Source organism: Pseudomonas sp. CF161 (assembly GCF_000416215.1).
Taxonomy (GTDB): domain Bacteria; phylum Pseudomonadota; class Gammaproteobacteria; order Pseudomonadales; family Pseudomonadaceae; genus Aquipseudomonas.
Genome location: NZ_ATLP01000089.1, coordinates 233,914 through 256,146 on the forward strand (window position 1 = coordinate 233,914; position 22,233 = coordinate 256,146).

Annotated in this window: 24 protein-coding genes and 1 pseudogene; 19 read left to right on the plus strand and 6 right to left on the minus strand. The window is 61.4% G+C overall.

Features of this window, described 5'->3' with window-relative positions:
- Positions 1-9: 9 nt before the first annotated feature.
- Positions 10-552 (minus strand): hypothetical protein, encoded by a 543-nt coding sequence (locus CF161_RS18280; RefSeq protein WP_020298075.1) that lies wholly within the window; start codon positions 550-552, stop codon positions 10-12.
- A 92-nt stretch (positions 553-644) separates the two neighbouring features.
- Between CF161_RS18280 and CF161_RS33450 the strand changes: the two are divergent.
- The 3 genes and pseudogenes from CF161_RS33450 to CF161_RS18290 form a co-directional block, all read left to right on the plus strand.
- Positions 645-856, plus strand: a pseudogene (locus CF161_RS33450) (hypothetical protein); the annotation flags it as partial.
- 20 nt (positions 857-876) lie between these two features.
- A complete protein-coding gene (locus CF161_RS18285) occupies positions 877-2,466 on the plus strand; it encodes an ABC-F family ATPase (protein WP_078472206.1) in 1,590 nt (529 codons plus the stop codon).
- 176 nt (positions 2,467-2,642) lie between these two features.
- Positions 2,643-3,830, plus strand: coding sequence for an MFS transporter (locus CF161_RS18290; RefSeq protein ID WP_020298077.1), 1,188 nt, complete (start codon positions 2,643-2,645; stop codon positions 3,828-3,830).
- Position 3,831: 1 nt separating this feature from the next.
- Here the strand turns inward: CF161_RS18290 and CF161_RS18295 are convergent, their stop codons facing one another.
- Positions 3,832-4,869 carry a lipoprotein gene (locus CF161_RS18295; protein WP_020298078.1) on the minus strand — a complete coding sequence of 346 codons (1,038 nt, stop codon included), beginning with the start codon at positions 4,867-4,869 and terminating at the stop codon, positions 3,832-3,834.
- Between the two features lie 256 nt (positions 4,870-5,125).
- The gene (locus CF161_RS18300) at positions 5,126-5,734 is read right to left on the minus strand and encodes an FMN-dependent NADH-azoreductase (RefSeq protein WP_020298079.1); all 609 of its coding nucleotides are present in this window, start codon (positions 5,732-5,734) and stop codon (positions 5,126-5,128) included.
- Between the two features lie 127 nt (positions 5,735-5,861).
- Between CF161_RS18300 and CF161_RS18305 the strand changes: the two genes are divergently transcribed.
- Entirely contained in the window at positions 5,862-6,770 is a 909-nt protein-coding gene (locus tag CF161_RS18305; protein WP_020298080.1) for a LysR substrate-binding domain-containing protein, read from the plus strand.
- 11 nt (positions 6,771-6,781) lie between these two features.
- Positions 6,782-7,126 carry an MmcQ/YjbR family DNA-binding protein gene (locus CF161_RS18310; RefSeq protein WP_020298081.1) on the plus strand — a complete coding sequence of 115 codons (345 nt, stop codon included), beginning with the start codon at positions 6,782-6,784 and terminating at the stop codon, positions 7,124-7,126.
- Here CF161_RS18310 and CF161_RS18315 read toward each other — a convergent pair.
- A complete protein-coding gene (locus tag CF161_RS18315) occupies positions 7,123-7,551 on the minus strand; it encodes a DUF1294 domain-containing protein (RefSeq protein ID WP_043229753.1) in 429 nt (142 codons plus the stop codon). The genes CF161_RS18310 and CF161_RS18315 overlap by 4 nt on opposite strands.
- The gene (locus CF161_RS18320; protein ID WP_020298083.1) at positions 7,548-8,378 is read right to left on the minus strand and encodes an undecaprenyl-diphosphate phosphatase; all 831 of its coding nucleotides are present in this window, start codon (positions 8,376-8,378) and stop codon (positions 7,548-7,550) included. Before CF161_RS18320 ends, CF161_RS18315 begins: the two co-directional genes overlap by 4 nt.
- A gap of 288 nt (positions 8,379-8,666) precedes the next feature.
- On the opposite strand from CF161_RS18320, the gene CF161_RS18325 reads away from it, so the two are divergent.
- The 8 genes from CF161_RS18325 (at position 8,667) to CF161_RS18360 (ending at position 16,356) form a co-directional block, all read left to right on the plus strand.
- Positions 8,667-10,301: a methyl-accepting chemotaxis protein gene (locus CF161_RS18325; protein ID WP_043229803.1), complete on the plus strand. Its 1,635-nt coding sequence runs from the start codon at positions 8,667-8,669 to the stop codon at positions 10,299-10,301.
- 219 nt (positions 10,302-10,520) lie between these two features.
- On the plus strand, positions 10,521-11,045 hold the full coding sequence (locus CF161_RS18330; RefSeq protein WP_020298085.1) for an AAA family ATPase: 525 nt from the start codon (positions 10,521-10,523) through the stop codon (positions 11,043-11,045).
- Between the two features lie 344 nt (positions 11,046-11,389).
- Positions 11,390-11,839 (plus strand): hypothetical protein, encoded by a 450-nt coding sequence (locus tag CF161_RS18335; protein WP_020298086.1) that lies wholly within the window; start codon positions 11,390-11,392, stop codon positions 11,837-11,839.
- A gap of 1 nt (position 11,840) precedes the next feature.
- Positions 11,841-12,419 carry a hypothetical protein gene (locus tag CF161_RS18340; RefSeq protein WP_020298087.1) on the plus strand — a complete coding sequence of 193 codons (579 nt, stop codon included), beginning with the start codon at positions 11,841-11,843 and terminating at the stop codon, positions 12,417-12,419.
- A 64-nt stretch (positions 12,420-12,483) separates the two neighbouring features.
- A complete protein-coding gene (locus CF161_RS18345) occupies positions 12,484-13,473 on the plus strand; it encodes a hypothetical protein (RefSeq protein WP_043229757.1) in 990 nt (329 codons plus the stop codon).
- Between the two features lie 63 nt (positions 13,474-13,536).
- Complete coding sequence (locus CF161_RS18350; protein WP_020298089.1) at positions 13,537-14,217, plus strand: C39 family peptidase; 681 nt, start codon at positions 13,537-13,539, stop codon at positions 14,215-14,217.
- Positions 14,218-14,262: 45 nt separating this feature from the next.
- Entirely contained in the window at positions 14,263-15,003 is a 741-nt protein-coding gene (locus CF161_RS18355; protein WP_020298090.1) for a hypothetical protein, read from the plus strand.
- Positions 15,004-15,048: 45 nt separating this feature from the next.
- Positions 15,049-16,356 carry a hypothetical protein gene (locus CF161_RS18360; RefSeq protein WP_043229760.1) on the plus strand — a complete coding sequence of 436 codons (1,308 nt, stop codon included), beginning with the start codon at positions 15,049-15,051 and terminating at the stop codon, positions 16,354-16,356.
- 70 nt (positions 16,357-16,426) lie between these two features.
- Here the strand turns inward: CF161_RS18360 and CF161_RS18365 are convergent, their stop codons facing one another.
- The gene (locus CF161_RS18365; protein WP_020298093.1) at positions 16,427-17,752 is read right to left on the minus strand and encodes a sigma-54 dependent transcriptional regulator; all 1,326 of its coding nucleotides are present in this window, start codon (positions 17,750-17,752) and stop codon (positions 16,427-16,429) included.
- A gap of 353 nt (positions 17,753-18,105) precedes the next feature.
- On the opposite strand from CF161_RS18365, the gene CF161_RS18370 reads away from it, so the two are divergent.
- From CF161_RS18370 to CF161_RS18395, 6 genes are all read left to right on the plus strand, one after another.
- Positions 18,106-18,372, plus strand: a complete 267-nt coding sequence (locus tag CF161_RS18370) for a hypothetical protein (RefSeq protein ID WP_020298094.1) — start codon at positions 18,106-18,108, stop codon at positions 18,370-18,372.
- A gap of 328 nt (positions 18,373-18,700) precedes the next feature.
- A complete protein-coding gene (locus tag CF161_RS18375; RefSeq protein ID WP_020298095.1) occupies positions 18,701-19,846 on the plus strand; it encodes an amine dehydrogenase large subunit in 1,146 nt (381 codons plus the stop codon).
- A 27-nt stretch (positions 19,847-19,873) separates the two neighbouring features.
- A complete protein-coding gene (locus tag CF161_RS18380; RefSeq protein ID WP_020298096.1) occupies positions 19,874-20,413 on the plus strand; it encodes a MauE/DoxX family redox-associated membrane protein in 540 nt (179 codons plus the stop codon).
- Positions 20,414-20,416: 3 nt separating this feature from the next.
- A complete protein-coding gene (mauD, locus tag CF161_RS18385; protein ID WP_043229805.1) occupies positions 20,417-21,028 on the plus strand; it encodes a methylamine dehydrogenase accessory protein MauD in 612 nt (203 codons plus the stop codon).
- A gap of 15 nt (positions 21,029-21,043) precedes the next feature.
- Positions 21,044-21,565 (plus strand): methylamine dehydrogenase light chain, encoded by a 522-nt coding sequence (locus tag CF161_RS18390; RefSeq protein WP_020298098.1) that lies wholly within the window; start codon positions 21,044-21,046, stop codon positions 21,563-21,565.
- Between the two features lie 13 nt (positions 21,566-21,578).
- On the plus strand, positions 21,579-22,100 hold the full coding sequence (locus CF161_RS18395) for a cytochrome c (RefSeq protein ID WP_020298099.1): 522 nt from the start codon (positions 21,579-21,581) through the stop codon (positions 22,098-22,100).
- Positions 22,101-22,233: the final 133 nt, after the last annotated feature.

Below are 22,233 nucleotides of genomic sequence, written 5' to 3' on the forward strand. Positions count from 1 at the left end.
CCTGAACCGTCACTTAACGCTGACCTGACCCCGGGCGTACATAAAGATGGAACCGTGGTCGGGGATCTTGCAGGTGATCACACCCGGTGCCCCGGGCACCTTCTTGTCGTCCAGGGTGATCACCTCGGCGAGGTGGAAGTATTGCTTGTCCCGCAGATTCTTGGCTTCGGCCGCAGCGTACACCAGGCGCCCCAGCACTTCGGTGAAGGCTTCGTAGCACTGGTCTTCTTCACTCAGCTTCAGCTTGGCCAAGTCACGCTCGCTCTTGACGGCCATCTCGACCACCACCGGTTCCGCCGACGTGGAGGTTGGCTGCGCCTCTACGTTCTGCATCGCGTAGCTGATTTTCAGTTGCCGAGGGTTGTAGTGATAACGCAGGAACTTCCAGTCCTTCATCGCGTAGGCCAGGCCTTTTTCCGGATCAAGGTAGAGCGTCACGTCATAGGTGTTCTGCACCCGCTTGCCGATCAGTTCCGAGGCCGCGTGGGCCGTCTGCACGTTCGCACCCAGCAGAAGTGCAGCCAGGGTCATGGCGAGGGAGGTGATTTTCATGGCTGGCAGTCCGTTCCGTGGCGATGGGTAGTGGCTCAAAGACCGCGGATGCTTTCATGGGCCCAGGAGGTGGTCAAGAGACTGGGGGGTGCAGACCGCCATACAACTGTCGTCACACCTATGCGACAATGCGCGCCATGTCTGGCATGAACCCCCGCATTCATCTCCCAGCAGCTCGGCCATAACGTGCAGATGCTGCTCTCGACTTATGCGCGATGGATCAACTCAACGTACGGATTGGAGCGAAATCGAATCGCTCCCTATCGGTCCAAAATTGGTCCCAGCCGAAACAAGCGCACTCTAAGCTATTGATAGGTAAAGTAATTGATCTCCACAGCTAACATCACGATGCAATTCGGCGCCAAGCCGTTGTTCGAAAACGTTTCGGTCAAATTCGGCGCCGGCAACCGTTATGGCCTGATCGGTGCCAACGGTTGCGGTAAGTCGACCTTCATGAAGATCCTCGGCGGCGACCTGGATCCATCCGGCGGCCAGGTGATGCTGGAACCGAACGTGCGTCTGGGTAAGCTGCGCCAGGATCAGTTCGCCTACGAAGAATTCACCGTGATCGACACCGTGATCATGGGTCACGAAGAGCTGTGGAAGGTCAAGGCTGAGCGCGATCGCATCTATTCGCTGCCAGAAATGACCGAAGAAGACGGCATGGCCGTGGCCGAGCTGGAAACAGACTTCGCCGAAATGGACGGCTACACCGCCGAATCCCGCGCTGGCGAACTGCTACTGGGCCTGGGTATCGGCATCGAGCAGCACAATGGCCCGATGAGCGAAGTTTCCCCAGGCTGGAAACTGCGAGTATTGCTGGCCCAGGCGTTGTTCTCCGATCCTGAAGTGCTGTTGCTCGACGAACCGACCAACCACCTGGACATCAACACCATTCGCTGGCTGGAAAACATCCTGACCCAGCGCAACAGCCTGATGATCATCATCTCCCACGACCGTCACTTCCTGAACAGCGTGTGCACCCACATGGCTGACCTGGACTACGGCGAACTGCGTCTGTTCCCGGGCAACTACGACGAATACATGACCGTGGCGACCCAGTCCCGCGAGCAACTGCTGTCGGACAACGCCAAGAAGAAAGCGCAGATTTCCGAACTGCAATCGTTCGTCAGCCGCTTCTCGGCCAACGCCTCGAAAGCCAAGCAGGCCACTTCCCGGGCCAAGGCGATCGACAAGATCCAACTGGCCGAGGTCAAGCCTTCGAGCCGCGTGAGCCCGTTCATCCGCTTCGAACAAACCAAGAAGCTGCACCGCCAAGCCGTGATTGTCGAGCGCATGGCCAAAGGCTTCGACGGCAAAACCCTGTTCAAGGACTTCAGCTTCCAGGTCGAAGCCGGCGAACGCGTGGCGATCATCGGCCCGAACGGTATCGGCAAGACCACCCTGCTGCGCACCCTGGTCAACGAACTGACCCCGGACGCCGGCACCGTGAAATGGACCGAAGCCGCTGAGCTGGGCTACTACGCCCAGGACCACGCGTCGGACTTCGAAGACGAATCCAACCTGTTCGACTGGATGGGCCGCTGGACCAAGGAAGGCGAACAAATGGTTCGTGGCACCCTGGGCCGCATGCTGTTCTCCAACGATGAGATCCTCAAGTCGGTCAAGGTCATCTCCGGTGGCGAGCAAGGTCGCATGCTGTTCGGCAAGCTGATTCTACAAAAGCCGAACGTGCTGATCATGGACGAACCGACCAACCACTTGGACATGGAATCCATCGAAGCGCTGAACCTGGCGCTGGAAAACTACCCGGGCACGCTGATTTTCGTCAGCCATGACCGTGAGTTCGTCTCGTCCCTGGCCACCCGCATCATCGAACTCAGCCCAAGCGGCGTGACCGACTTCAGCGGCACCTACGACGACTACCTGCGCAGCCAGGGTGTAGCGATCTAAGCCCAGAGCCGCAATAAGCTGCATGCTGCAAGAAAAAGCCCTGTCCTGGTGACGGGGCTTTTTGTTTTTCCCCCACGGTGGTACGCCAGCGCGAAGAAATAGATAGCCTGCTTTCTTTTATTATCCAGCCACGCCATGATGCGGTTCTCCAACCGCCCGCCCGCGAACGAGCCCTCATGTCTGCGCAACAGCCGCCTGCCCCCAGCTCCACGACGATCACCCTGCAGATCGTTTCCATCGTTTTCTATACCTTTATTGCCTTCCTCTGCATCGGCCTGCCGATTGCCGTGTTGCCGGGTTATGTCCATGAACAGCTGGGTTTCAGCGCCGTGGTGGCCGGGCTGACCATTGGTTCACAGTATTTGGCAACGTTGCTCAGCCGGCCCATGGCCGGGCGGATGTCGGATAACGTCGGCACCAAACGCGCGATTGTCTACGGTTTGATCGGGATTCTTTTGAGCGGCGGCCTGACGCTGCTCTCGACCCTGCTGCAAAGCTATCCGCTGTTGAGCCTGACCATCCTGCTCGGCGGGCGCCTGCTGCTGGGGGTGGCCCAGGGCCTGATCGGGGTCGGCACCATCAGTTGGTGCATGGGCCAGGTTGGCGCCGAACACACCGCTCGCTCGATCTCGTGGAACGGCATTGCCTCCTATGGGGCGATTGCCATTGGGGCACCGCTGGGGGTGGTGATGGTCGACCAGTACGGTTTCGCCAGCCTTGGCATCGCCTTGTCACTGTTGGCGGCCCTGGCTCTGGTGCTGATCCGCAATAAAGCCTCGGTGCCGGTGGTGCGTGGCGAGCGCCTGCCGTTCTGGGCAGTGTTCGGGCGCATCGCCCCCTACGGCGCCAGCCTGAGCCTGGCCTCCATCGGCTACGGCACCCTGACCACCTTTATCACCCTGTTTTACCTGAATCGCGGCTGGACCGGCGCCGCCTACTGCCTGACCGTATTTGGCGTGTGCTTCATTGTGTCGCGACTGTTGTTCATCTCCGCCATCAGCCGCTTCGGCGGCTTCAGGGCCGCTATCGCCTGCATGAGCATCGAGACCCTGGGCCTGGTTCTGCTGTGGCTCGCGCCCTCCACCGCCTACGCCCTGATCGGCGCCGGGCTGACCGGTTTTGGCTTGTCGCTGGTGTACCCGGCGCTGGGCGTCGAGGCGATCAGGCAGGTGCCCAACAGCAGTCGCGGTGCGGGCCTGAGTGCGTATGCGGTGTTTTTCGATCTGGCGCTGGCGATTGCCGGGCCGTTGATGGGGGCGGTGGCGCTGAACCTGGGGTATTCGTGGATCTTCTTCTGCGCGGCGCTGCTGTCCGTCACCGCGCTGGGCCTGACGCTGCTGTTGCAGCGCCGGTCCAACGCCTGACTCACTGATCCGCGGTCTGCATCCCGGCGCGGCTGGATTTGCCCAGGGTGTGGGCGAAGAATTTGCCGGCCTCGGCAATCAGGTTACGGTGAATGTCTTCACGGTCGACACCATCGGCATCGGTGCACAGCGCCGGCATCGCAGCCAATTGCGCTTCGCTGCACGGGGCCATGAATACGAAATGCCCGGCGCCAGCCAGCAACTTGAAGTCCGGGGCCACCGGCAGCTTGCGTGCCAGGGCTGCGGCGTTCTTGTCCAGGGCCACCAGCTTGTCGCCGTCGCCACTGTAGAGCAGCACCGGTACATGCACGCCCGCCAGGGTGTGGCGACCGAACTTGAGACTCAGCGGCGCCATCAGCATCAAGGCGTGCACCCGGGCATCCGCCACCGGCTGCAAATCATCGCGATCGACAATCAGTTCGCCCTGGGTATTGCAGGCATCCCGGTCATCGGGACGTTCCTGGCAATAGCGCCGCAGGCGATCCAGGTCCGGGGTGGCGCCCGAGAGAATCAGCGCGGTTTCGCCACCGGCGGAATAGCCGATCACGCCCACCTGATCGGCGTTGACGAAAGGTGACAGCATCGGGTCGGCCAGGGTCGCGGTAATGGCTTCGGAGATCTGGATCGGCCGTCCATAAAGGTTGCTCAAGGTCCCGAGGCGGCTGTGGTCCTTGGAGTTGTCGCCGGGATGGATCACCGCCACCACCACGAACCCCTTGCGAGCCAGGGAGGTGGCCAGATCGTGCAGGGCCAGCGGGGTGCCGGTATTGCCATGGGACAGCATCAGCATCGGGAAGCGGCCAATGGCGACCTTGGCATCCTGGGTCGCCGCCACCTGGTAACCCTCAAGCGTGCTGTTGTGCTCGTAACCGGTGGACGGGTAAAAGGCGATGGCGCGCATGGGTTGCAGATCGAGCGGGTCGAGAAAGGTCATCTCGTGATAACCGACGCTCCAGTGCGGGTGCGGTGCAGGCGCGGCTTGCACCGAAATCAGGCTGCTGAGCAGGCAGATCAGTAACAGTGCACTGAGACGTTTCATGGGACGCCCACCTTTGCGACTGGATCGAGAAACCCTTTGCCCCTGCCCTCCCTTGCAGCCAAGGCCTTGCAACACATCTGGCGAACGCTGGCAGGGGGACAGGTAAAAGACCGATGAACTTCTATCTGCATAACCTGGGCCAGAAGGCGTGAAAGGCAAAAACAAAAAAACTCCGTACTCTGATCATTTTCGACACTGATCAGAATACAGAGTTTAGTGCGCGTTACCGCACTCGGATTAAGTCTTTACACAAGTCTTACGCGGCGGCGAATTGCTCTTCGATCTGCGCCTGGGCGTCGTTCAAGGCTTTGCTGCGTACTTCTTCACCGTACGCCAGGCCGTGGGCGCGGACGAACTCCAGATCGGTGATGCCGATAAAACCCAGCATGACCTTGAGGTAGTCTTCGTGGCCAACGCCGGTTGCCTGGCCCACATGCAGGCCGCCGGAGGTAGAAACCACCACCACTTTCTTGTTGCCGCACAGGCCTTCAGGGCCGGCTTCGGTGTAACGGAACGTCTGGCCGGCCACCGCAATGCGGTCGATCCAGGCCTTGAGCTGGGTCGGAATGCTGAAGTTGTACATCGGCGCGGCAATTACCACAGCGTCAGCCGCCAGGAACTCGGCCAGGGTCGAGGCACTGAGCTCGGCTTCGTGTTGCAGCGCGGCGTCGCGCAATTCGGCCGAGGTGCCGGCGGCAAGCAACGTGGCGGCGGAAAAGTGGCTGATGGCATCGCTGGCCAGGTCGCGGTAGGTGACCACCACCGATGGATCGGCGGCTTGCCAGGCGGCAACCACGTTGTGGCTCAACTGACGGGAGGCCGAGTGGTCGCCAAGGATGCTCGAATCGATATGCAACAGTTTCATGTGGGATCTCCAAGTGAGGATCGCCACCGGGCGATCAAGTGGGGGTGATCCTACAGATGAAACCAATAGCTGATTAGTCGGCATAAATGCGATAGTTCGTCTCACCAGTGGAACAGTCGAGCCCGTCATGCAAGACCTCAACGATCTTTATTACTTCGTCAAAGTGGTGGAAGCCGGTGGTTTCGCCGCCGCCGGGCGCCTTTTGGGCATCCCCAAGTCCCGCCTGTCGCGGCGCATTGCCCAGCTTGAAGAACGCCTCAACGCGCGCCTGCTGCAACGCACCACGCGGCAATTGAAGCTGACCGCGGTCGGCGAACGCTATTTGCGCCATTGCCAGGCCATGCTGCTGGAGGCGGAAATGGCCGATGAAGCCGTGGCCAGCATGTCCAGCGAGCCCCGCGGGCGCCTGCGGGTGTCCTGCCCGGTGGGCCTGGCGCACCAGTTCCTGCCACAGGTCATCAGCACCTTTCTCGGCAAACACCCCCATGTGCAGTTGGAGATGATGCTGCTAAATCGCCGTGTCGACCTGGTGACCGAGGGCATCGACGTGGCCCTGCGTGTGCGCGAACTGGGGGATGAAGACCCGCTGCTGGTCACCCGCCGCCTGCGCCAGGCGCAGACGGTGATGGTCGCCAGCCCGGACTTTCTGCGCGAGCGCAGCATCAGCCACCCGCAAGACCTGCACCAGGTGCCGGTGCTCGGAGCCCTGGAGGCCGATCGCCAGGTGCATTTGCGCATGTTCGACGAACAGGGCACTCAGTTTGATCTGGCGCTGGAGGCGCGGCTGGGCATCGACGACTTTATCGTGCGCAAGGCCTGCACCCTTTCAGGATTGGGCTTCACCGTGCTGCCGATGATGTACTGCGAGGAAGAACTGCAAACCGGGCAGCTGGTGCAACTGCTGCCCCAGTGGTCGCTGCCGGGTGGCTGGCTGCAGGCGGTTTATCCCCATCGCCGCGGGTTATTGCCGGCCGTACGGGCCTGGATCGACCACCTGACCGAATCCTTCAAGAGCTGCGGAGACCGAACCCTGTGAAAGCCAAACCCATGAGCGAAGACGACGTGGCGCAATTCTGCCTGGCCCTGCCCGGCGCCCGGGAAGACTACAAGTGGGGCGGCGTGCGGGTGTTTTCCATTGCCGGCAACAAGATGTTCGCCCTGCAAGGCCTGCGGGGCGACTCCCTGGCGTTCAAGGTCGACAAGGAGTTATTCCTCGGCCATGTCGACCGCCCGGGCATCCATCCCGCGCCTTATCTGGCGCGAGCCCATTGGGTGATCATGGACACGCCCTACCCGCTGGCCGCCGGCGAACTGCAAGAGCTGCTGCGGCGCTCCCATCAATTGGTGGTGGCCAAATTGCCGAAGCGGCTGCAAGTGGGCCTGCTGCTTTAGAGCAGGTTCGACAGCCCGGCGTCGAGAAACAGGCGGTCGATCCAGAACACCTGGTGCAACGCCACGATCAGCCAGAACAGCACCTGGTACGAGACCTTGCGCGTCTTGTGCCGGAACACTTGCTGCGCCAGCAAGGCACCCGGCCAGCCACCGGCCAGTTCCAGGGCGTGCAGGACCTTTTCCGGTGTGCGCTGGCCGTTGTTGCGGGCCTGGCGCTTGTCGTAGCCGTAGAGCACAAAGGTCAGGCCGCTGACGACCCCATAACCGACCAGGGGCAGCAGCGACACCCCCTGCTGCCATAGGGACAGCGAGCCGAACAACGGCAGCCCACACAGCAGGACGAATGCCAGCCACTTCAGGCGTGGGTGCGCAACCACCGTCCCGCTGTTGCGCCCGGGGCGAGCACTGCTCCGTGGTTCGCTCAAGACTTGGCCGCCGCCCAGTCCACCCAGCCGAACTGCCAGGTGGCGAGGATCAGCAGGCCGAACACGATCCGGTACCAGGCAAACGCGGCGTAACTGTGACTGGCGATGAATTTGAGCAGGCCCTTGACCGCGATCATGGCGAAGATAAACGCGGTCACGAAGCCGATGGCGAACACCGGCATGTCATCGGGCTGGAACAGATGACGGTATTTGTAGCCGGAATACACCGCCGCTCCGACCATGGTCGGCATGGCCAGGAAGAACGAAAACTCGGTAGCGGTCTTGCGCGACAGGCCGAACAGCAGGCCGCCGATGATGGTCGATCCGGAGCGCGAGGTGCCGGGAATCATCGCCAGGCATTGGGCGAAACCGACTTTCAGCGCGTCCTGCCAGGTGATGTCATCAACGCTGTGGGCATGCACCTCGTGCTCGCGGCGCTCGGCCCAGAGCATGATCACCCCGCCGACCACCAGGGCCGTGGCCACCGTGATCGGGTTGAACAGGTATTGATGGATCAGGTCGGCAAAAATCACCCCCAGCACCACGGCCGGGAAAAATGCGATCAGCAGGTTGACGGTAAACCGCTGGGCGCTGCGTTGCCTGGGCAGGCCCACCACCACGTCGAAGATCTTGCGCCGAAACTCCCAGACCACGGCCAGGATCGCGCCGAGCTGGATGATGATGTTGAACGCCATGGCGCGCTCACCGCCAAAGTCGAGCAGGTCCGCCACAATAATCTGGTGGCCGGTGCTGCTGATGGGCAAAAACTCTGTCAGCCCCTCGACAACCCCAAGTATCAACGCCTGAGCGGCGGTCCAAAGATCCATCAATCCCCCATAAGGCCGTGCTGCAGCAGGCCCTGATCGTTTTTTTAGTGTTCACTGCGATGAGCGTAGCGGTGGTCCGCGCGCAATAGAATTAACAACAACCGATGAAAAATCCGTGAAAAATCAAGACGGATTCAGGTTTTCCGCTGCGGGGCCGAAATCCTATCAGACATGCATGAATAACGCTTCGACCTTGTCTGGCCGACAGGCTCGGCGCCCCGGCCCGACAAGGTGCCTGAATACTCGCGACTATTGATGACAAGAACAACAAATCGGAGTGACGCAATGATGAATAGCTTGCGCAATGTATCGATCAGCCGCCGGCTGTGGCTGATCCTGATAGTCGCGGTGCTCATGCTATTGACCCTGGGCATGTTGATGCTCAAGCAGATCCACAACGATCTGTATCAGGCCAAGGCGCAGAAAACCCAACATGTGGTGCAGACCGCCAACGGCGTGCTGGCCTACTACCAGAGCCTTGAAACCGCCGGCACCCTGAGCCGCGAGGCCGCGCAGAAACAGGCCCTGAGCGTGATTCGCGGCTTGCGCTATGACCAGAACGACTACTTCTGGATCAACGACCTGACCCCAGTGATGGTCATGCACCCGGCCAACCCCAAGCTTGAAGGCCAGAACCTCTCGGCGATCAAGGACCCGGATGGCTTTGCCCTGTTCAACGAGATGGTCAACATCGCCAAGACCAAGGGCGCCGGCATGGTCGACTACCGCTGGCCGAAGCCCGGGGCGGACGCGCCGGTGCAGAAAACCTCCTATGTCCAGCTGTTCCAGCCCTGGGGCTGGATCATCGGTTCAGGGGTGTATATCGATGACATGCAGGCCGAGTTCTACACCCAGGTCCGTCAGGCGTCGTTTATCGGCCTGGGCATTGCGCTGCTGATGGGCCTGCTGGTGGCGCTGATCGCCCGCAGCATCGTGCGCCCCCTGCAGGAAACAGTGCACGCCATGGCCAATATCGCCAGCGGCGAAAGCGACCTGACCCGTACCCTCGATACCCACGGCCAGGATGAAGTCACGGAACTGGCGCGGCACTTCAACGGCTTTACCGCCAAGTTGCGCCTGGTGGTCAGTCAGCTGCAGGTGTCCGCTGGAGCCCTGGAACAGTCCTCGGCAGACCTGGGCAGCAACGCCAGCCAGGCCCAGGAACGCAGCCAGCAGCAATCGCAGCAGATGGAGCTGGTGGCCACCGCCATCAACGAGGTGACCTACGGCGTGCAGGATGTGGCAAAAAACGCCGAGCATGCCGCCAGTGAAATGCGCGATGCCGAGGCCCAGGCGCAACAGGGCCAGGTCAATATCGACGGCAGCCTGCAACAGATCGACCGGCTGTCGAGCACCATCGACCAGGCGGTTGAAGTCATTCGCACCCTGGCCGCGGAAAGTACCCAGATCGGCAGTGTGCTGGAGGTGATCCGCTCGATCGCCGAGCAGACCAACCTGTTGGCCTTGAATGCGGCCATCGAGGCGGCCCGCGCCGGTGAACAGGGTCGCGGCTTTGCGGTGGTGGCCGATGAGGTGCGGTTGCTGGCACAACGCACGCAGAAATCCACGGCCGAGATCCAGTCGATGATCGAGCGCCTGCAGAACCACTCCGAAGCCGCGGTCAAGGTGATTGGCGACAGCAGCCGTGCTTCGCAGATGACCATCGAACAGGCCGGCCTGGCCGGCCAGAGCCTGAATGCCATCGGCCAGGCGCTGCGCAACCTCAATGGGCTCAACGCCTCCATCGCCAGCGCCACCCTGCAGCAGGCCCATGTGGTCGAAGACATCAACCAGAACGTGACCCAGGCCGCCGGCCTGTCCCACAGCACGGCGATGGCGGCCGAACAGTCCAGCGCCGCCAGCCGCCACCTCAAGGAGCTCAGCGAGCAGCTCAACGGCCTGTTGCGCCAGTTCCGCGTCTAGCCCGCCACGGTGGCGGGCCCTGCCCGCCACCTTCGCCGCGCTCGCGGACTAACGCGCAGCGTCGCACTCTGGTTACAATCCGCGCCCTCCTCCATTTTCCCAAGGACTGTCCATGCCCGGGCTTGAACTGTTTGCCGTTGCGCTCGGCGCCGTTGCCGCCTGGCTCAGGGCCAACGCCGGCGGGCGGGCAAATGGGCGCGCCACTGCGGTCTCCCGAGCATGAAGGTGGTGGTGCTGACCGGCCCCGAGTCCAGCGGCAAGAGCTGGCTGGCCAACGAGTTGCAGGCGCGCCTGGGGGGCATCCAGGTCGGCGAGTACGTGCGCCACTTCATCGACCAGCAAGGCCGCGACACCTGCTTCGCCGATATCCCGCAGATCGCCCGGGGCCAACTGGCCTGGGAGGACGCCGCCCGGGCGCGCAACCCTGAACTGTTGATCCTCGACACTCATTTGCTGAGCAATATGCTCTGGAGCCAGACCCTGTTTGGCGACTGCCCGCCCTGGCTCGAACCCGAACTGCTGGCCCGGCGCTACGACCTGCACCTGCTGCTGTCACCGGAGCAGGTGGGCTGGGTCGACGACGGCCAGCGCTGCCAGCCGCAGCTGGAGCAGCGGCTGGGGTTTTTCCAGGCTTCGCGGGACTGGCTGGTGCAGCACCACCAGCCGTTTACGGTGGTCGGCGGTGATTGGGAGCAACGCCGGCAACTGGCCCTGGCTCAGGTCGGCCAATTGCTCGCCGGTTGAAGCCCGAACCCGCGCATTTTCCCGCCGAACAGGGCCCAAGTGTCCATTCCTGAAACAGGTGCCCGCCCCCATATCAGCCTGCGCCAAGGCTCGCCGTGATTGCTCGCGGATCTGTTAAGCCACTGATACAGCCTCCTGCGAACCCCTGATCTAGAGCATCGGCCCGCCTATGGCCATGTGCCGGTCCTGCCACCTGTCTCAGGGTTGAAACACTCGCGATCGCCGCCCCCGGCAAAAAAATCCAAGGCCTTGAATTTTCGAAAGAATTAAAAAGCGGCACAGCTCCTGCTCTCTTCCTGTCAACGCTCTGGTTAGGGCCAGCGCTCAGAAGAAGGAATGCCGCCGTGGGGAATATCAATCAAGGTTTGACCCGCCTCTTGCTGATCGGTTGTGCCGTCAGCGCGGCGTATTGCCTTCCGGTACAGGCCGCCGGCGACGGCGTGATTGTGCTGCAACGTACCGTCCAGGCTCAGCCCCTGGGCCGCAAAGCTCTGCAGCCAGACCCAAACCCGACCACCGTCAATACCAACCCGGCCGCTCGCATCACCCACATCATTAGCGGTAACGAAATGAGCGATGGCGAATTCGCCGGGATCAGCAGCGGTGCCTTGATTCGGACCACCGTCATGCCTGGCGGCACGGGTATGGCCGGAATGAATGTGGTGACCAATCCCAACGGCCTGCCAGGCATGGCCGCCAGCCACGGCGGTGGGTCGGGCAACTCGATCTCGGGGTCGATCAACCGCTCGATCAGCACCGGTATGACGCCGCTAAACAACCTGGGGGGCAAGTGAGATGAATCGGTCCCTGTTGTTTATCGCCCTGTTCACCTGCACCGCCGCCATGGCCGATTCGGCGAGCCAAGTCGCAGACACCTCGATCATCCAGAATTCCGGCAGCGGCTACACCGGCAACTTCAACGTCAACCAGGCCGCCGGCGACCAGCAACAGCAAGCCAACGTGCGGGCCATTGCGATTGGCACCAATGCCAGCGCCAGCACCAGCGTGAAACAGCGTCTGGACACGCCTGCCGAACGCTCGGTCAATGCCAGCAGCACCATTAGCGGCAACTCTTTCAGTAACGGCAACGGGGTACTGGGCGTGAACCAGTCGGCCGGGGCCAACAACCAAATGCTCAACGCCATGCGGATCAGCATCAGTGCCAATCCGCAAGGCATCGACGACAGCGTCCTGTCCCAACAGAACGTGGCGCTGTTACCAAGCTCAGGAGCAACTGACACTCATCAAGGCAGCCGCCAGGTCGTTACCAGCGACCAGGCCTTCACCGGCAGCCGTGGAGTGATTCAGGTGAACCAGAGTGCCGGGGTGGGGAACCGAATGGCTAACACCCTGAGCATCCGGGTCGCTGACTGACCCAAACGCAGTGCAATTAGAAAGTACCAACACTTAACCAACTAATAAGCACCGGAGAAACACCATGAAACCTACAATGGCTCTCAAACCACTGGTTTTCGCACTGGCTGCAGTAATGGCAATGGCTGCACAAGCGGGCGGCGGACAAGGTAATGGCAACGGTCATGGTAATGGCCACAACGATCACAATCAGGGTCCTGACCTGAACACTCTGCTGCAAATCACCGCCGGGGCCGGCGCAGCAGTGATCGACGTGCAAAACAGCAACACCAACGTGGTGAAAAACCAAGGCACCAATAACAACGCCAAGGCCGACAACTCGCTCAACAACTCCAACGGCAACATGGGCGCCAACGTTGCGGCAGGCGATGGCAACCAACAAGACAACGCTGTAGCCCTGGCAACCGCTGACGAAAGCTTCATCTTCGGTTCCGCCGTGGCCGCCTCGAGTGCCACTCAGTACAACAACAATAACTACGTGAAAAACTCTTCGACTCAAAACAACGCTACGTTGAACAACTCCGGCAACAACGGCTCGGGCAACCTGGGCATCAACGTCACCGCCGGCGACTTCAACCAACAGAAAAACAACCTGGCCATCGCCGTATCCGGTGGTCGCGTAGCGACTGCGGCTGCTTCGGCCAACCAACAGTCGACCAACCTGGTCGTGGATAACAAAGGCGTACAGGCCTACAAAAAAGACACCCTCAGCGGTGGCTTCGTAGCCTCGGGCACCTACAAAGGTACCGGCAGCGGCAAAATCGAAGGCGACGACGGTCATGGCAGCGGTCATGGCTACGGCGACAACAAAGGCCATGGCAACGACGATCAAAAATTCACCTTCAAAGAACAAGGCACGATCGAACTGGCTGGCTACTGGACCCAGCAAGTGCTGACCAAAGACGGCTGGAAAAACCCAGTGGTCAACAACGCCACCATGAGCAACTCGATGAACGGCTTCTCCGGCAACGGCGGCGCCAACGTCTCGGCCGGTGTAGGCAACCAACAAAGCAACTCGCTGTCCATCGCTGCTGGCTGCAAAGCCTGCATGTAATCGCGATCGAAACAAAAGCCCCGGCAACGGGGCTTTTCCACAGTCTCAAAAGGCGTATCGATCATGCGTATTGCGACCCTCACTCTGCTGCTATGCCTGTCAGGTCTGACTCAGGCTGCCCAAATGGCCGTCGCTGTCTTGCCCGGCGGCAATCTGGTGTACAAACAGGTGCAAAGTCTGCGGGAGCGCAAATTCAGCGACATAGTCGAACAAAAAACCGATTTCAGCTGCGGCGCTGCCGCTCTGGCAACGGTCCTGCGCCAGGCCTATTGGCTCGACGTCGATGAGGAGCACATCATAAAAGGCATGCTGGTCAACTCCGACCAGGACCTGGTACGCACCCAGGGTTTCTCCATGCTCGATATGAAGCGCTACGTAGAAAGCATCGGCATGCGGGCACGGGGCTACCGGATCCCTCCTGAAAAACTCGAGGCAGTGACCATTCCGGTAGTGGTGCTGATGGAAATTCGCGGCTACAAGCACTTCGTGGTGATGCAGCGGGCACAGAAAGACTGGGTGTATATCGCCGACCCAGTACTGGGGCACAAACGCTACTCCCATGAAGACTTCGTCAAAGGCTGGAACGGCATTGTCTTCGCCATCATCGGTCCCGGTTACGACAAGGCCAACGCCCTGCTCGATCCGCCTATGCCGCTGACTGCAAAAAACAAGCTCGATAGCTTCAGTCCGGTCAAAGACGCAGAACTGATGGATTTTGGCTTCATACAGAGCGACTTCTTCTAGAAGCCCAATAATGATAATTGGGGCAGGACGCTCCGGGAGCAGCAGATGAAAACCTCATACTGGCTGGCCGCTGCCTGCCTGGTAGCGGCTCTTCCAGCACACGCTGGCTTCAAACCGATCGAAGTCCAGGACCAAGAACTCTCGCAATTGCGGGGCCGTTATGTAATGCCGGGGCGCATCATCAGCTTCGGCATCGTCATGAGCAGCACCTGGCGCAACGCCAGTGGGGACCTGGTAGGCGCAACCACGTCGATGCAGATCCAGCAAGCAACTGTCAAACCCGAATTCTATGTCTCAACCATCACCCAGACCGGTAACGGCACCACGCCGACTCAGGGCTCCGGCAACGTTGTCGGTGGCGCAGGCCTTGGCACCACCCAAGGCATTACCCAGAGCGTCAGGGCGGCCGGCGACGGCAACAGCGCCTACAACGACATCAGCATCAACGTAACCGAGGGCTCTCAGGCTCCGGCACTGGTCCCAGGCCAGGGCCAGGCACTGCTGGCCGGACAGACCATCAGCGGCAGCAACGGCGCCGGTAGCGTCAGCGTCTCGGCCGTCAACGGCGGGATCCAGATGGCCATTCTGGCCAACAACAACCAGGGCAGCACCTTGCAGCAAGTGGCCCAGGGCGGCCTGCTGCAAAACACCCGCCTGCTCGGCAATAGCAACATGGTCAGCAACCTGACACAGCTCAATGTGGTGCTCAACAATAACGGCCCCAGCGCGGGCGCATTGGACTGTAATTTGAACACCCTCAAGGGACTACGCAACTTGGGTTATTGAACTACGCTGAGTCCGACCATTGGGCTAAAAGGGACGGCTTATTTCATGTATCGATCGGTGTCACTGCGCGCAGTTGTATGTTTGAGCACTCTATTTCCTGCAACGCTGCTGCAGGCAGCGCCCAATACGGACGTAGAGACCCTGAAACAAGAGCTTCTGGAGCTGAAGCAACGTTACGAAGTTCAGCAGAAAGCGTTGGCTGTACTGGAACAAAGGGTGCGTCAGGTTGAAGATCAACCCGCCGCGCCTCCACCCAAGCGCTTGGCCAAGTCCCCTGCCGACTTGCGAGGAAACACCCAGGTTGCCGGAGCCAGTACCGGCACCGGCGCTGCGGCTGCATCCGGAGGTGCTGCGGGTGGAGCGTCCTATGGTCAGTCCCTCAGGGACGATTCGGCGCCCGCCCAAAGTGTCAGCAACCTGTATGACGAGGCCAGCGGCTTCTTCGGCGGCGGCAAATTCAGCTTTGAAACCGGTATCAGCTATGCCCGCTACGATGCGCGGCAATTGACGGTTAACGGTTTTCTGGCACTGGACTCGATTTTTCTCGGCAACATCAACCTGGACCGGATCAAGGCCGATAACTGGACCCTGGACCTGACCGCTCGCTATAACCTCAACAACCGTTGGCAGTTCGATATCAACGCACCTGTGGTCTACCGCGAATCAACTTATCAATCTGGGGGCGGCGGGGGCGCCGGGACCACCACCACCGAACAGTCGGTTACACGCGACCCGACACTGGGCGACGTCAATTTCGGTGTGGCCTATAAGTTCCTCGACGAATCGGATTTCTGGCCTGACGCGGTGGCGACACTGCGCGTCAAGGCACCGACCGGCAAGGAGCCGTTCGGTATCAAGCTGGTTCAATCGAGCGCCAACAACAACCTCTACGTACCTGAAAGCCTGCCAACCGGTAACGGCGTCTGGTCGATCACTCCCGGCATCTCCCTGGTCAAGACTTTCGACCCCGCCGTGCTGTTCGGGACCCTGTCCTACACCCATAACCTGGAAGAGTCTTTTGGCGACATCAGCTCCACAGTCGGTAGCAAGACACCCGGCAAGGTACAACTGGGCGACAGTTATCAGATCGGTGCGGGCGTAGCCTTCGCCCTCAACGAGAAAATGAGTATGTCGTTCTCGGTTTCGGACCTGATACAGCGTAAAAGCAAGCTCAAGCCCAACGGCGGCGACTGGCAATCGGTGGTCTCCAGCGATGCCAACGCCGGTTACTTCAACGTAGGCATGACTATCGCCGCCACCGACAACCTGACCATCGTGCCCAACCTGTCCCTCGGCATGACCGAAGATGCCCCGGACTTCACCTTCAGCCTGAAATTCCCGTACTACTTCTAACCGCCCGCCAACCGCTAAAAAAGGCCCGCTGCGAGATCAATCGCAGCGGGCCTTTTTAGTGCGCGTGAGATTAGCGAATCTGATGCTTGTGCAGCAAACGGTAGAAGGTCGGGCGCGACACCCCCAGGACCCGGGCGGCGACACTGAGGTTGTCACTGTGGCGATTGAGCACATCGCACAACGCCTGGCGCTCGGCACGGTGCTTGTAGTCTTCGAGGGTGCCCATGGGCGCGCTGATGGCTTGCTGGCTGAGCAGTCCCAGGTCCCGGGCTTCGATCTGCCGCCCCTCGGCCAGCACCAGGCCGCGCCGCACCCGGTTGGCCAGCTCACGCACATTGCCCGGCCAATCATGTTTGCCCATGGCCACCAGGGCGTCCTCGCTGAAGCTGCGCGGGCGGCGTCCGGTTTCCTGGCTGTAGAAGTGGGAAAAGTGGTTGGCCAGCATGCCCAGGTCGCCGTGGCGCTCGCGCAACGGCGCGGTGATCACTTGCAGGACATTGAGCCGGTAATACAGATCCTCGCGAAAACGGCCCTTGCCAATCGCCGACTCCAGGTCGACGTGGGTTGCGGCCAACACCCGCACATCCACCGGGATCGGCTGGCTGCCGCCAACCCGCTCGATGTGCTTTTCCTGGAGAAAGCGCAGCAGGTTGGCTTGCAGCTCCAGGGGCAGGTCGCCGATTTCATCCAGAAACAGCGTGCCGCCATGCGCCGCCTCGATGCGCCCGACCTTGCGCTGGTGGGCCCCGGTGAAGGCGCCCTTTTCATGGCCGAACAGCTCGGACTGGATCAAGTGCTCGGGAATCGCCCCGCAGTTGATCGCCACGAAGGGTTTGCTGTGCCGCTGGGACTGCCGGTGCAGGGTCCTGGCCACCAGCTCCTTGCCGGTCCCGCTTTCGCCACGGATCAGTACCGGTGACTCGGTGGGCGCCAGCTTGCTCAAGAGTTTGCGCAGATCGCGGATCGGCCGGCTGTCGCCCAGCAGTTCATGTTCGGGCTGCTCGATATGCATGGCGCCCTGCCCGCGCAGACGCGCCATGCCGAAGGCCCGACCCAGGGTGACCTGGACCCGCGAGACATCGAACGGCAGGGTATGAAAGTCAAAAAACCACTCGCAGACAAAGTCCCCGACCTTCTGCAACCGCAGCACATCGGGGCTCAGCACCGCGATCCACTCGGTGCCGCTGCGGGTGATCAGGTCCTTGACCGCTTCGGGGCGTTCCAGATGAAAGGGTTGCAAACGCAGCAGGCCAACATCGCAGGAGCGGTCGGCGGCCGCCTCCAGGCCACAGCTGTCGACATTCCAGCCAACAGAGCGCAAGCCGGGCAGCAGGCGATGACAATCGTCACACGGATCAACCACCAACAGTCGACGTTGCACAGGGGCTTCGAGCATGACTGATCCTTGGCGCCAAATAGAGGAAAAGTTATTAGAAACAATACTTTGGCAAACCTGGGTGTAACGTTAGCAAGAACTTGACAGCGTCTTGTACCGTTTGTTTATAGCGCTAATAGCCAAACCGACTAACCAGCCGCGCTTTTATCGGCTTGTGTACTCGGCTAACTCCCCAACCTTTCAATTAACTTTCAACTTTATTGACCTGGGCCCCTTGTTTGAAAGAAACACGAAATTTATCGATTAAATGTGTGACCCGTCTTCACAGCGGGGCATCAGTACAAGTACCAGCCGAACGGTAAGCCCAACCGACGGCACATCATTTGATTGGGCACCTTTAGAGAGAAGACCCCATGAACGCCCCGCTCCGTATCAACGAAGCACTCTTGATCGCCGACCGCGCATTCCAGCCATTTCAATGCGTAGCCTGGGCCCCACAAGACGGTAACGGCGAACTGAGCCTGACCGTCATCGATCGCACCAATACCCGCATTGGCCGCAAACAGATCCCCAGCAGTGCCTATTCCGATCCGGCACAACTGGAAAACCTGCTCAAACAAGCCCGCGCCGAGTTGAGCCAGGAAGGTTACACACTGCAATCCTGGGCCATGCCCAAGTAATGTTTTTTTCGCCGACCGCTCCTGACTTCAGTTGAGCGGTCGGCTTTTTTATTCAAGTTCCAGGACTGACGTTTAAACCGCGTTAGTTGCCCCTTCGTCGTTCCGACCCTCAAACTCGAACTGCACTTCTCTCCTCTTTAATGAGGCTTTTTTCGTTGCCCGCGAAAAGCCTGCGCCCTGACTGTTGCGCGTCATCGCCCGTGGCACTGGCACACAAGCGATTGGCAGCCACAACAACTCTCCCCCTGAATGGCTAAGGCAGACTGGGCCTGCAGACCCCTGCCCCTGCATGCACGATCCGCAGCCTAATAATTCAGGGAGCCCCCCGATGCGAATAAACAGGATCCTCTTTCAGACAACCCTGGCCCTGGGCATCTGCCTGGGCGGGTTGCCCGCCTGGGCAGATTTGCCCGCCGACACCATCGGCCAGGTCACCCTGGCGGTGCCACCCGAGCCGCACCGCGCCTACGTGGTGGATGTGGAGTTCGAAAACTTCGTCACCGGCCGGGTCACGGTGATCGATGCGGACGCCAAGCGCATGCTCGGCATGGTCAGCACCGGCTTTGCCGCTCCGGCCACCCTGAGCCCGGACCAGAAGTACCTCTACAGCGCCGACGCCTTCTACTCACGCGGCACCCGCGGCACCCGCACCGATGTATTGACGGCCTGGAACACCTCGACCCTGTCACCCGACTGGGAAGTGGTAATCCCCTCCAAGCGCGCGTCGATCCTGACCCAGCGCTATGCCCTTGGGGTCAGTTCCGACAGCCGCTTTGCCTACGTCTATAACTTCACCCCCGCGACCTCGGTCACCGTGGTCGACACCCAAAGCAGGAGCGTGGCCAGCGAAATCGCCATCAGCGGCTGTGTGCTCAGCTACCCGGTGGGCAAACGCAGCTTCGCCTCGTTGTGTGGCGACGGGCAGTTGCAGGTGGTCAAGCTCGATGAACAAGGCAAGGAAGCCTCCCGCAGCCAGACGCCGTTTTTCGACCCCAATAAAGAGAAGCTCAACGAACGCGGGATCGCCGTAGGCAACCTCTATTACTTCACCAGCACCACCGGCACCGTACGCGGCGTGGACTTTTCCGGCGACACGCCCAAGTTCCTTCCTGCCTGGTCCCTGGTCGACGCCAAGGAACAACAGGCCGGCTGGGCGCCCGGCGGCTGGCAGCTGCTGGCGGTGGCGCCCGGGCTCAACCGCCTGTACGCGATCATGCATGCCGATCACCAGGCCATGAAGTGGGAAGACCCGAGCCCCTATATCTGGGTGTTCGACCTGAAGACCGGCAAGAAGATCGGCACCCTCGAAGCGCCGAACCCGGTCTGGAGCCTGCACGCCACCCAGGACGCAAACCCCCTGCTGATCGGCACCAACGTCAGCGGCGGCCTGGAAATCTTCGACCTCAAGAGCGGCACGTTCAACGGGACGATGGACAAGATCGCCAAGACCCCGATCCAGGTCCTGAGCCACTAACCCACGTTCCACACCAGGAGGCACCCCATGCAACCTGATCCACTGTTCACCTTGACCGGCGCCCTGTGCACGGCGGTGATTCTGGCCAGCGCCGCGACCCATAAAGTCCGTGCACCGGCCCGCTTCAGCGCCCAGCTGCAAGCCTATCAACTGCTGCCCAGCGCCCTGCTGCGCCCGATTGCCCGTGGCCTGCCCTGGCTGGAGCTGGCCCTGGCTTTCGCCCTGCTGCTGCCGGTCAGCCGCACCGGTGCCGCATGGGCGGCAGCGACCTTGCTGGCGCTGTACGCCGCGGCGATGGCCATCAACCTCTGGCGCGGGCGCAAGGACATCGATTGCGGCTGCGCCGGGCCGCACCAGCGCCAGCCGATCCGCCCGCTGCTGTTGATCCGCAACGGCCTGCTGGTCGCCGTGGCACTGCTTGCCGCCTGGCAGCCCGAGGCCCGTGCACTGGGCCTGTTCGACGCCTTCGTGGTGCTCGCCGCCAGCGCGGTGGCGTTACTGATTTATGCCGCAGCCGATGGCCTTCTGGCCAACAGCCCAGGCCTCCTCAAATTGATTGGAAGGTGAATGATGCAAGCTCTGATTGTTTCCAACGTATTGCTCTGGTGCCTGCTGATTGCCCTGGCGTTCGCCGTGATGGGGCTGGTACGGCAGATCGGCATCCTGCACGGTCGCATCGCGCCGGCCGGTGCCTTGATGCTGGACAAGGGCGTGGCGGTCAACGAACCCGCGCCGAAAGTCACCGCCGCCGACCGTGACGGGCGCCCGGTGAACTTCGGTTACGCCGGCGACAAAGGCCAACTGCTGTTTTTCCTGTCGCCGACCTGCCCGATCTGCAAATCGCTGCTGCCGGCCATCAAATCCATTGCCAGGGAACAGGCCGAACGCCTGGAGGTGATCTATGTCAGCGATGGCGACCTGGAGGCCCAGCGCAAGCTGATCAGCGAGTTCAAGCTCGAAGGCGCGCGCTATGTGGTCGGCCCGGAAGTCGGGATGACCTACCAGATCGGAAAATTGCCCTACGCGGCCCTGATCGACAGCAGCGGCACCTTGCGCGCCAAGGGCCTGGTCAACTCCCGCGAGCACCTGGACAGCCTGTTCGAAGTCGAGCATCTGGGCAGCGCGACGCTGCAGGACTACCTGCACCGCGATCACGCCCACACGCACGCGCCACAACCCTAAGCCAAGGAGTCCCCCATGAAATTACTCGACCTTCTGTTCGAGCGCTCCACCCGGCGGGTCGCCGACACCACTTCACGGCGCAAACTGCTGTCGCGCCTGGGCTCGCTGATGGTGGTGGGCGCCGCCCTGCCCCTGCTCCTGCCGATCGACCGCACCTCCAAGGCCCTGGCCGCCGAAGCACCGAAAGCCGGCGACCCGGGCGACCCCACCAGTTGCGACTACTGGCGCTATTGCTCGATCGACGGCTTTCTCTGCAGTTGCTGCGGCGGCACCGTGACGGCCTGCCCGCCAGGGGCCGAAGTCTCGCAAATCACCTGGATCGGCACCTGCCGCAACCCGGGAGATGGCAAGGACTACATCATTTCCTACAACGATTGCTGCGGAAAACACAGCTGCGCCCAGTGCGCCTGCACCCGCAACGACAGCGAGGAACCGCTGTACCGCCCGTTCAACAACAACGACGTGAACTGGTGCCTGGGCGCCAAATCCCACGTCTACAACTGCACCATCGCGGTCATCCGTGGCGTGGCGGTCTAAGGTGGGCGGCGCCTTGCGCACCCGGTTGCTGCTCGGACTGCTGTGCCTGATCGCCGCCCCGCTGACCCTGGCCCGGGCCATTCCCGACCCGCAGCAACGGCCGGCGCCCGGTAACGAGCGGCCCCAGGTGCCCATCGCCGAGGCCGGCTACAGCACCGCGGTCAATTACCAGTTGCAATGCGCCGGCTGCCACCAGGCCAGCGGCCAGGGCTCGCCGGCCAATGACACGCCGCGCATGCGCGGCTTTGTCGGCAACTTTCTCAAAGTCGCCGGCGGCCGGGAGTTTCTGGCCCGGGTCCCCGGCATCTCCCAATCCGCCCTCAACAACGCGCAACTGGCCGACATGCTGAACTGGCTGCTGACCCGTGACGGCATGGCCGGTGACAGCCTGCCGCAGCAGGTCCGGCCCTACACTGCCGAAGAAGTCAGCGCGATCCGCAGCGTCTCCATCCTCAACCTGCCCGACACCCGGTCCGGGTTGATCAAGGCGATGCAGGCGCAGGGGATTGTGATCGAGGACGGGATGCCGCGTTAGGCCGTGGGCACGCCCGGGCGGATAAGTAGCGTCAGACAGAACACGGCCTCTGCCGCAGTGATGCGGCAAGGGCCTGGCCAGCAAGGCCGCGAACAAGTCCCGTCCCTTCAACAGCAGCCCCGGCAAACGGGGC

What these genes read in the sequence shown, in the direction of transcription:
- CF161_RS18280 (WP_020298075.1), bottom strand. Translation starts at nt 552, where the DNA reads ATGAAAATCACCTCCCTCGCCATGACCCTGGCTGCACTTCTGCTGGGT.
- CF161_RS18290 (WP_020298077.1), top strand. Translation starts at nt 2,643, where the DNA reads ATGTCTGCGCAACAGCCGCCTGCCCCCAGCTCCACGACGATCACCCTG.
- CF161_RS18295 (WP_020298078.1), bottom strand. Translation starts at nt 4,869, where the DNA reads ATGAAACGTCTCAGTGCACTGTTACTGATCTGCCTGCTCAGCAGCCTG.
- CF161_RS18300 (WP_020298079.1), bottom strand. Translation starts at nt 5,734, where the DNA reads ATGAAACTGTTGCATATCGATTCGAGCATCCTTGGCGACCACTCGGCC.
- CF161_RS18305 (WP_020298080.1), top strand. Translation starts at nt 5,862, where the DNA reads ATGCAAGACCTCAACGATCTTTATTACTTCGTCAAAGTGGTGGAAGCC.
- CF161_RS18310 (WP_020298081.1), top strand. Translation starts at nt 6,782, where the DNA reads ATGAGCGAAGACGACGTGGCGCAATTCTGCCTGGCCCTGCCCGGCGCC.
- CF161_RS18320 (WP_020298083.1), bottom strand. Translation starts at nt 8,378, where the DNA reads ATGGATCTTTGGACCGCCGCTCAGGCGTTGATACTTGGGGTTGTCGAG.
- CF161_RS18325 (WP_043229803.1), top strand. Translation starts at nt 8,667, where the DNA reads ATGAATAGCTTGCGCAATGTATCGATCAGCCGCCGGCTGTGGCTGATC.
- CF161_RS18330 (WP_020298085.1), top strand. Translation starts at nt 10,521, where the DNA reads ATGAAGGTGGTGGTGCTGACCGGCCCCGAGTCCAGCGGCAAGAGCTGG.
- CF161_RS18340 (WP_020298087.1), top strand. Translation starts at nt 11,841, where the DNA reads ATGAATCGGTCCCTGTTGTTTATCGCCCTGTTCACCTGCACCGCCGCC.
- CF161_RS18345 (WP_043229757.1), top strand. Translation starts at nt 12,484, where the DNA reads ATGAAACCTACAATGGCTCTCAAACCACTGGTTTTCGCACTGGCTGCA.
- CF161_RS18350 (WP_020298089.1), top strand. Translation starts at nt 13,537, where the DNA reads ATGCGTATTGCGACCCTCACTCTGCTGCTATGCCTGTCAGGTCTGACT.
- CF161_RS18355 (WP_020298090.1), top strand. Translation starts at nt 14,263, where the DNA reads ATGAAAACCTCATACTGGCTGGCCGCTGCCTGCCTGGTAGCGGCTCTT.
- CF161_RS18360 (WP_043229760.1), top strand. Translation starts at nt 15,049, where the DNA reads ATGTATCGATCGGTGTCACTGCGCGCAGTTGTATGTTTGAGCACTCTA.
- CF161_RS18365 (WP_020298093.1), bottom strand. Translation starts at nt 17,752, where the DNA reads ATGCTCGAAGCCCCTGTGCAACGTCGACTGTTGGTGGTTGATCCGTGT.
- CF161_RS18370 (WP_020298094.1), top strand. Translation starts at nt 18,106, where the DNA reads ATGAACGCCCCGCTCCGTATCAACGAAGCACTCTTGATCGCCGACCGC.
- CF161_RS18375 (WP_020298095.1), top strand. Translation starts at nt 18,701, where the DNA reads ATGCGAATAAACAGGATCCTCTTTCAGACAACCCTGGCCCTGGGCATC.
- CF161_RS18380 (WP_020298096.1), top strand. Translation starts at nt 19,874, where the DNA reads ATGCAACCTGATCCACTGTTCACCTTGACCGGCGCCCTGTGCACGGCG.
- mauD (WP_043229805.1), top strand. Translation starts at nt 20,417, where the DNA reads ATGCAAGCTCTGATTGTTTCCAACGTATTGCTCTGGTGCCTGCTGATT.
- CF161_RS18390 (WP_020298098.1), top strand. Translation starts at nt 21,044, where the DNA reads ATGAAATTACTCGACCTTCTGTTCGAGCGCTCCACCCGGCGGGTCGCC.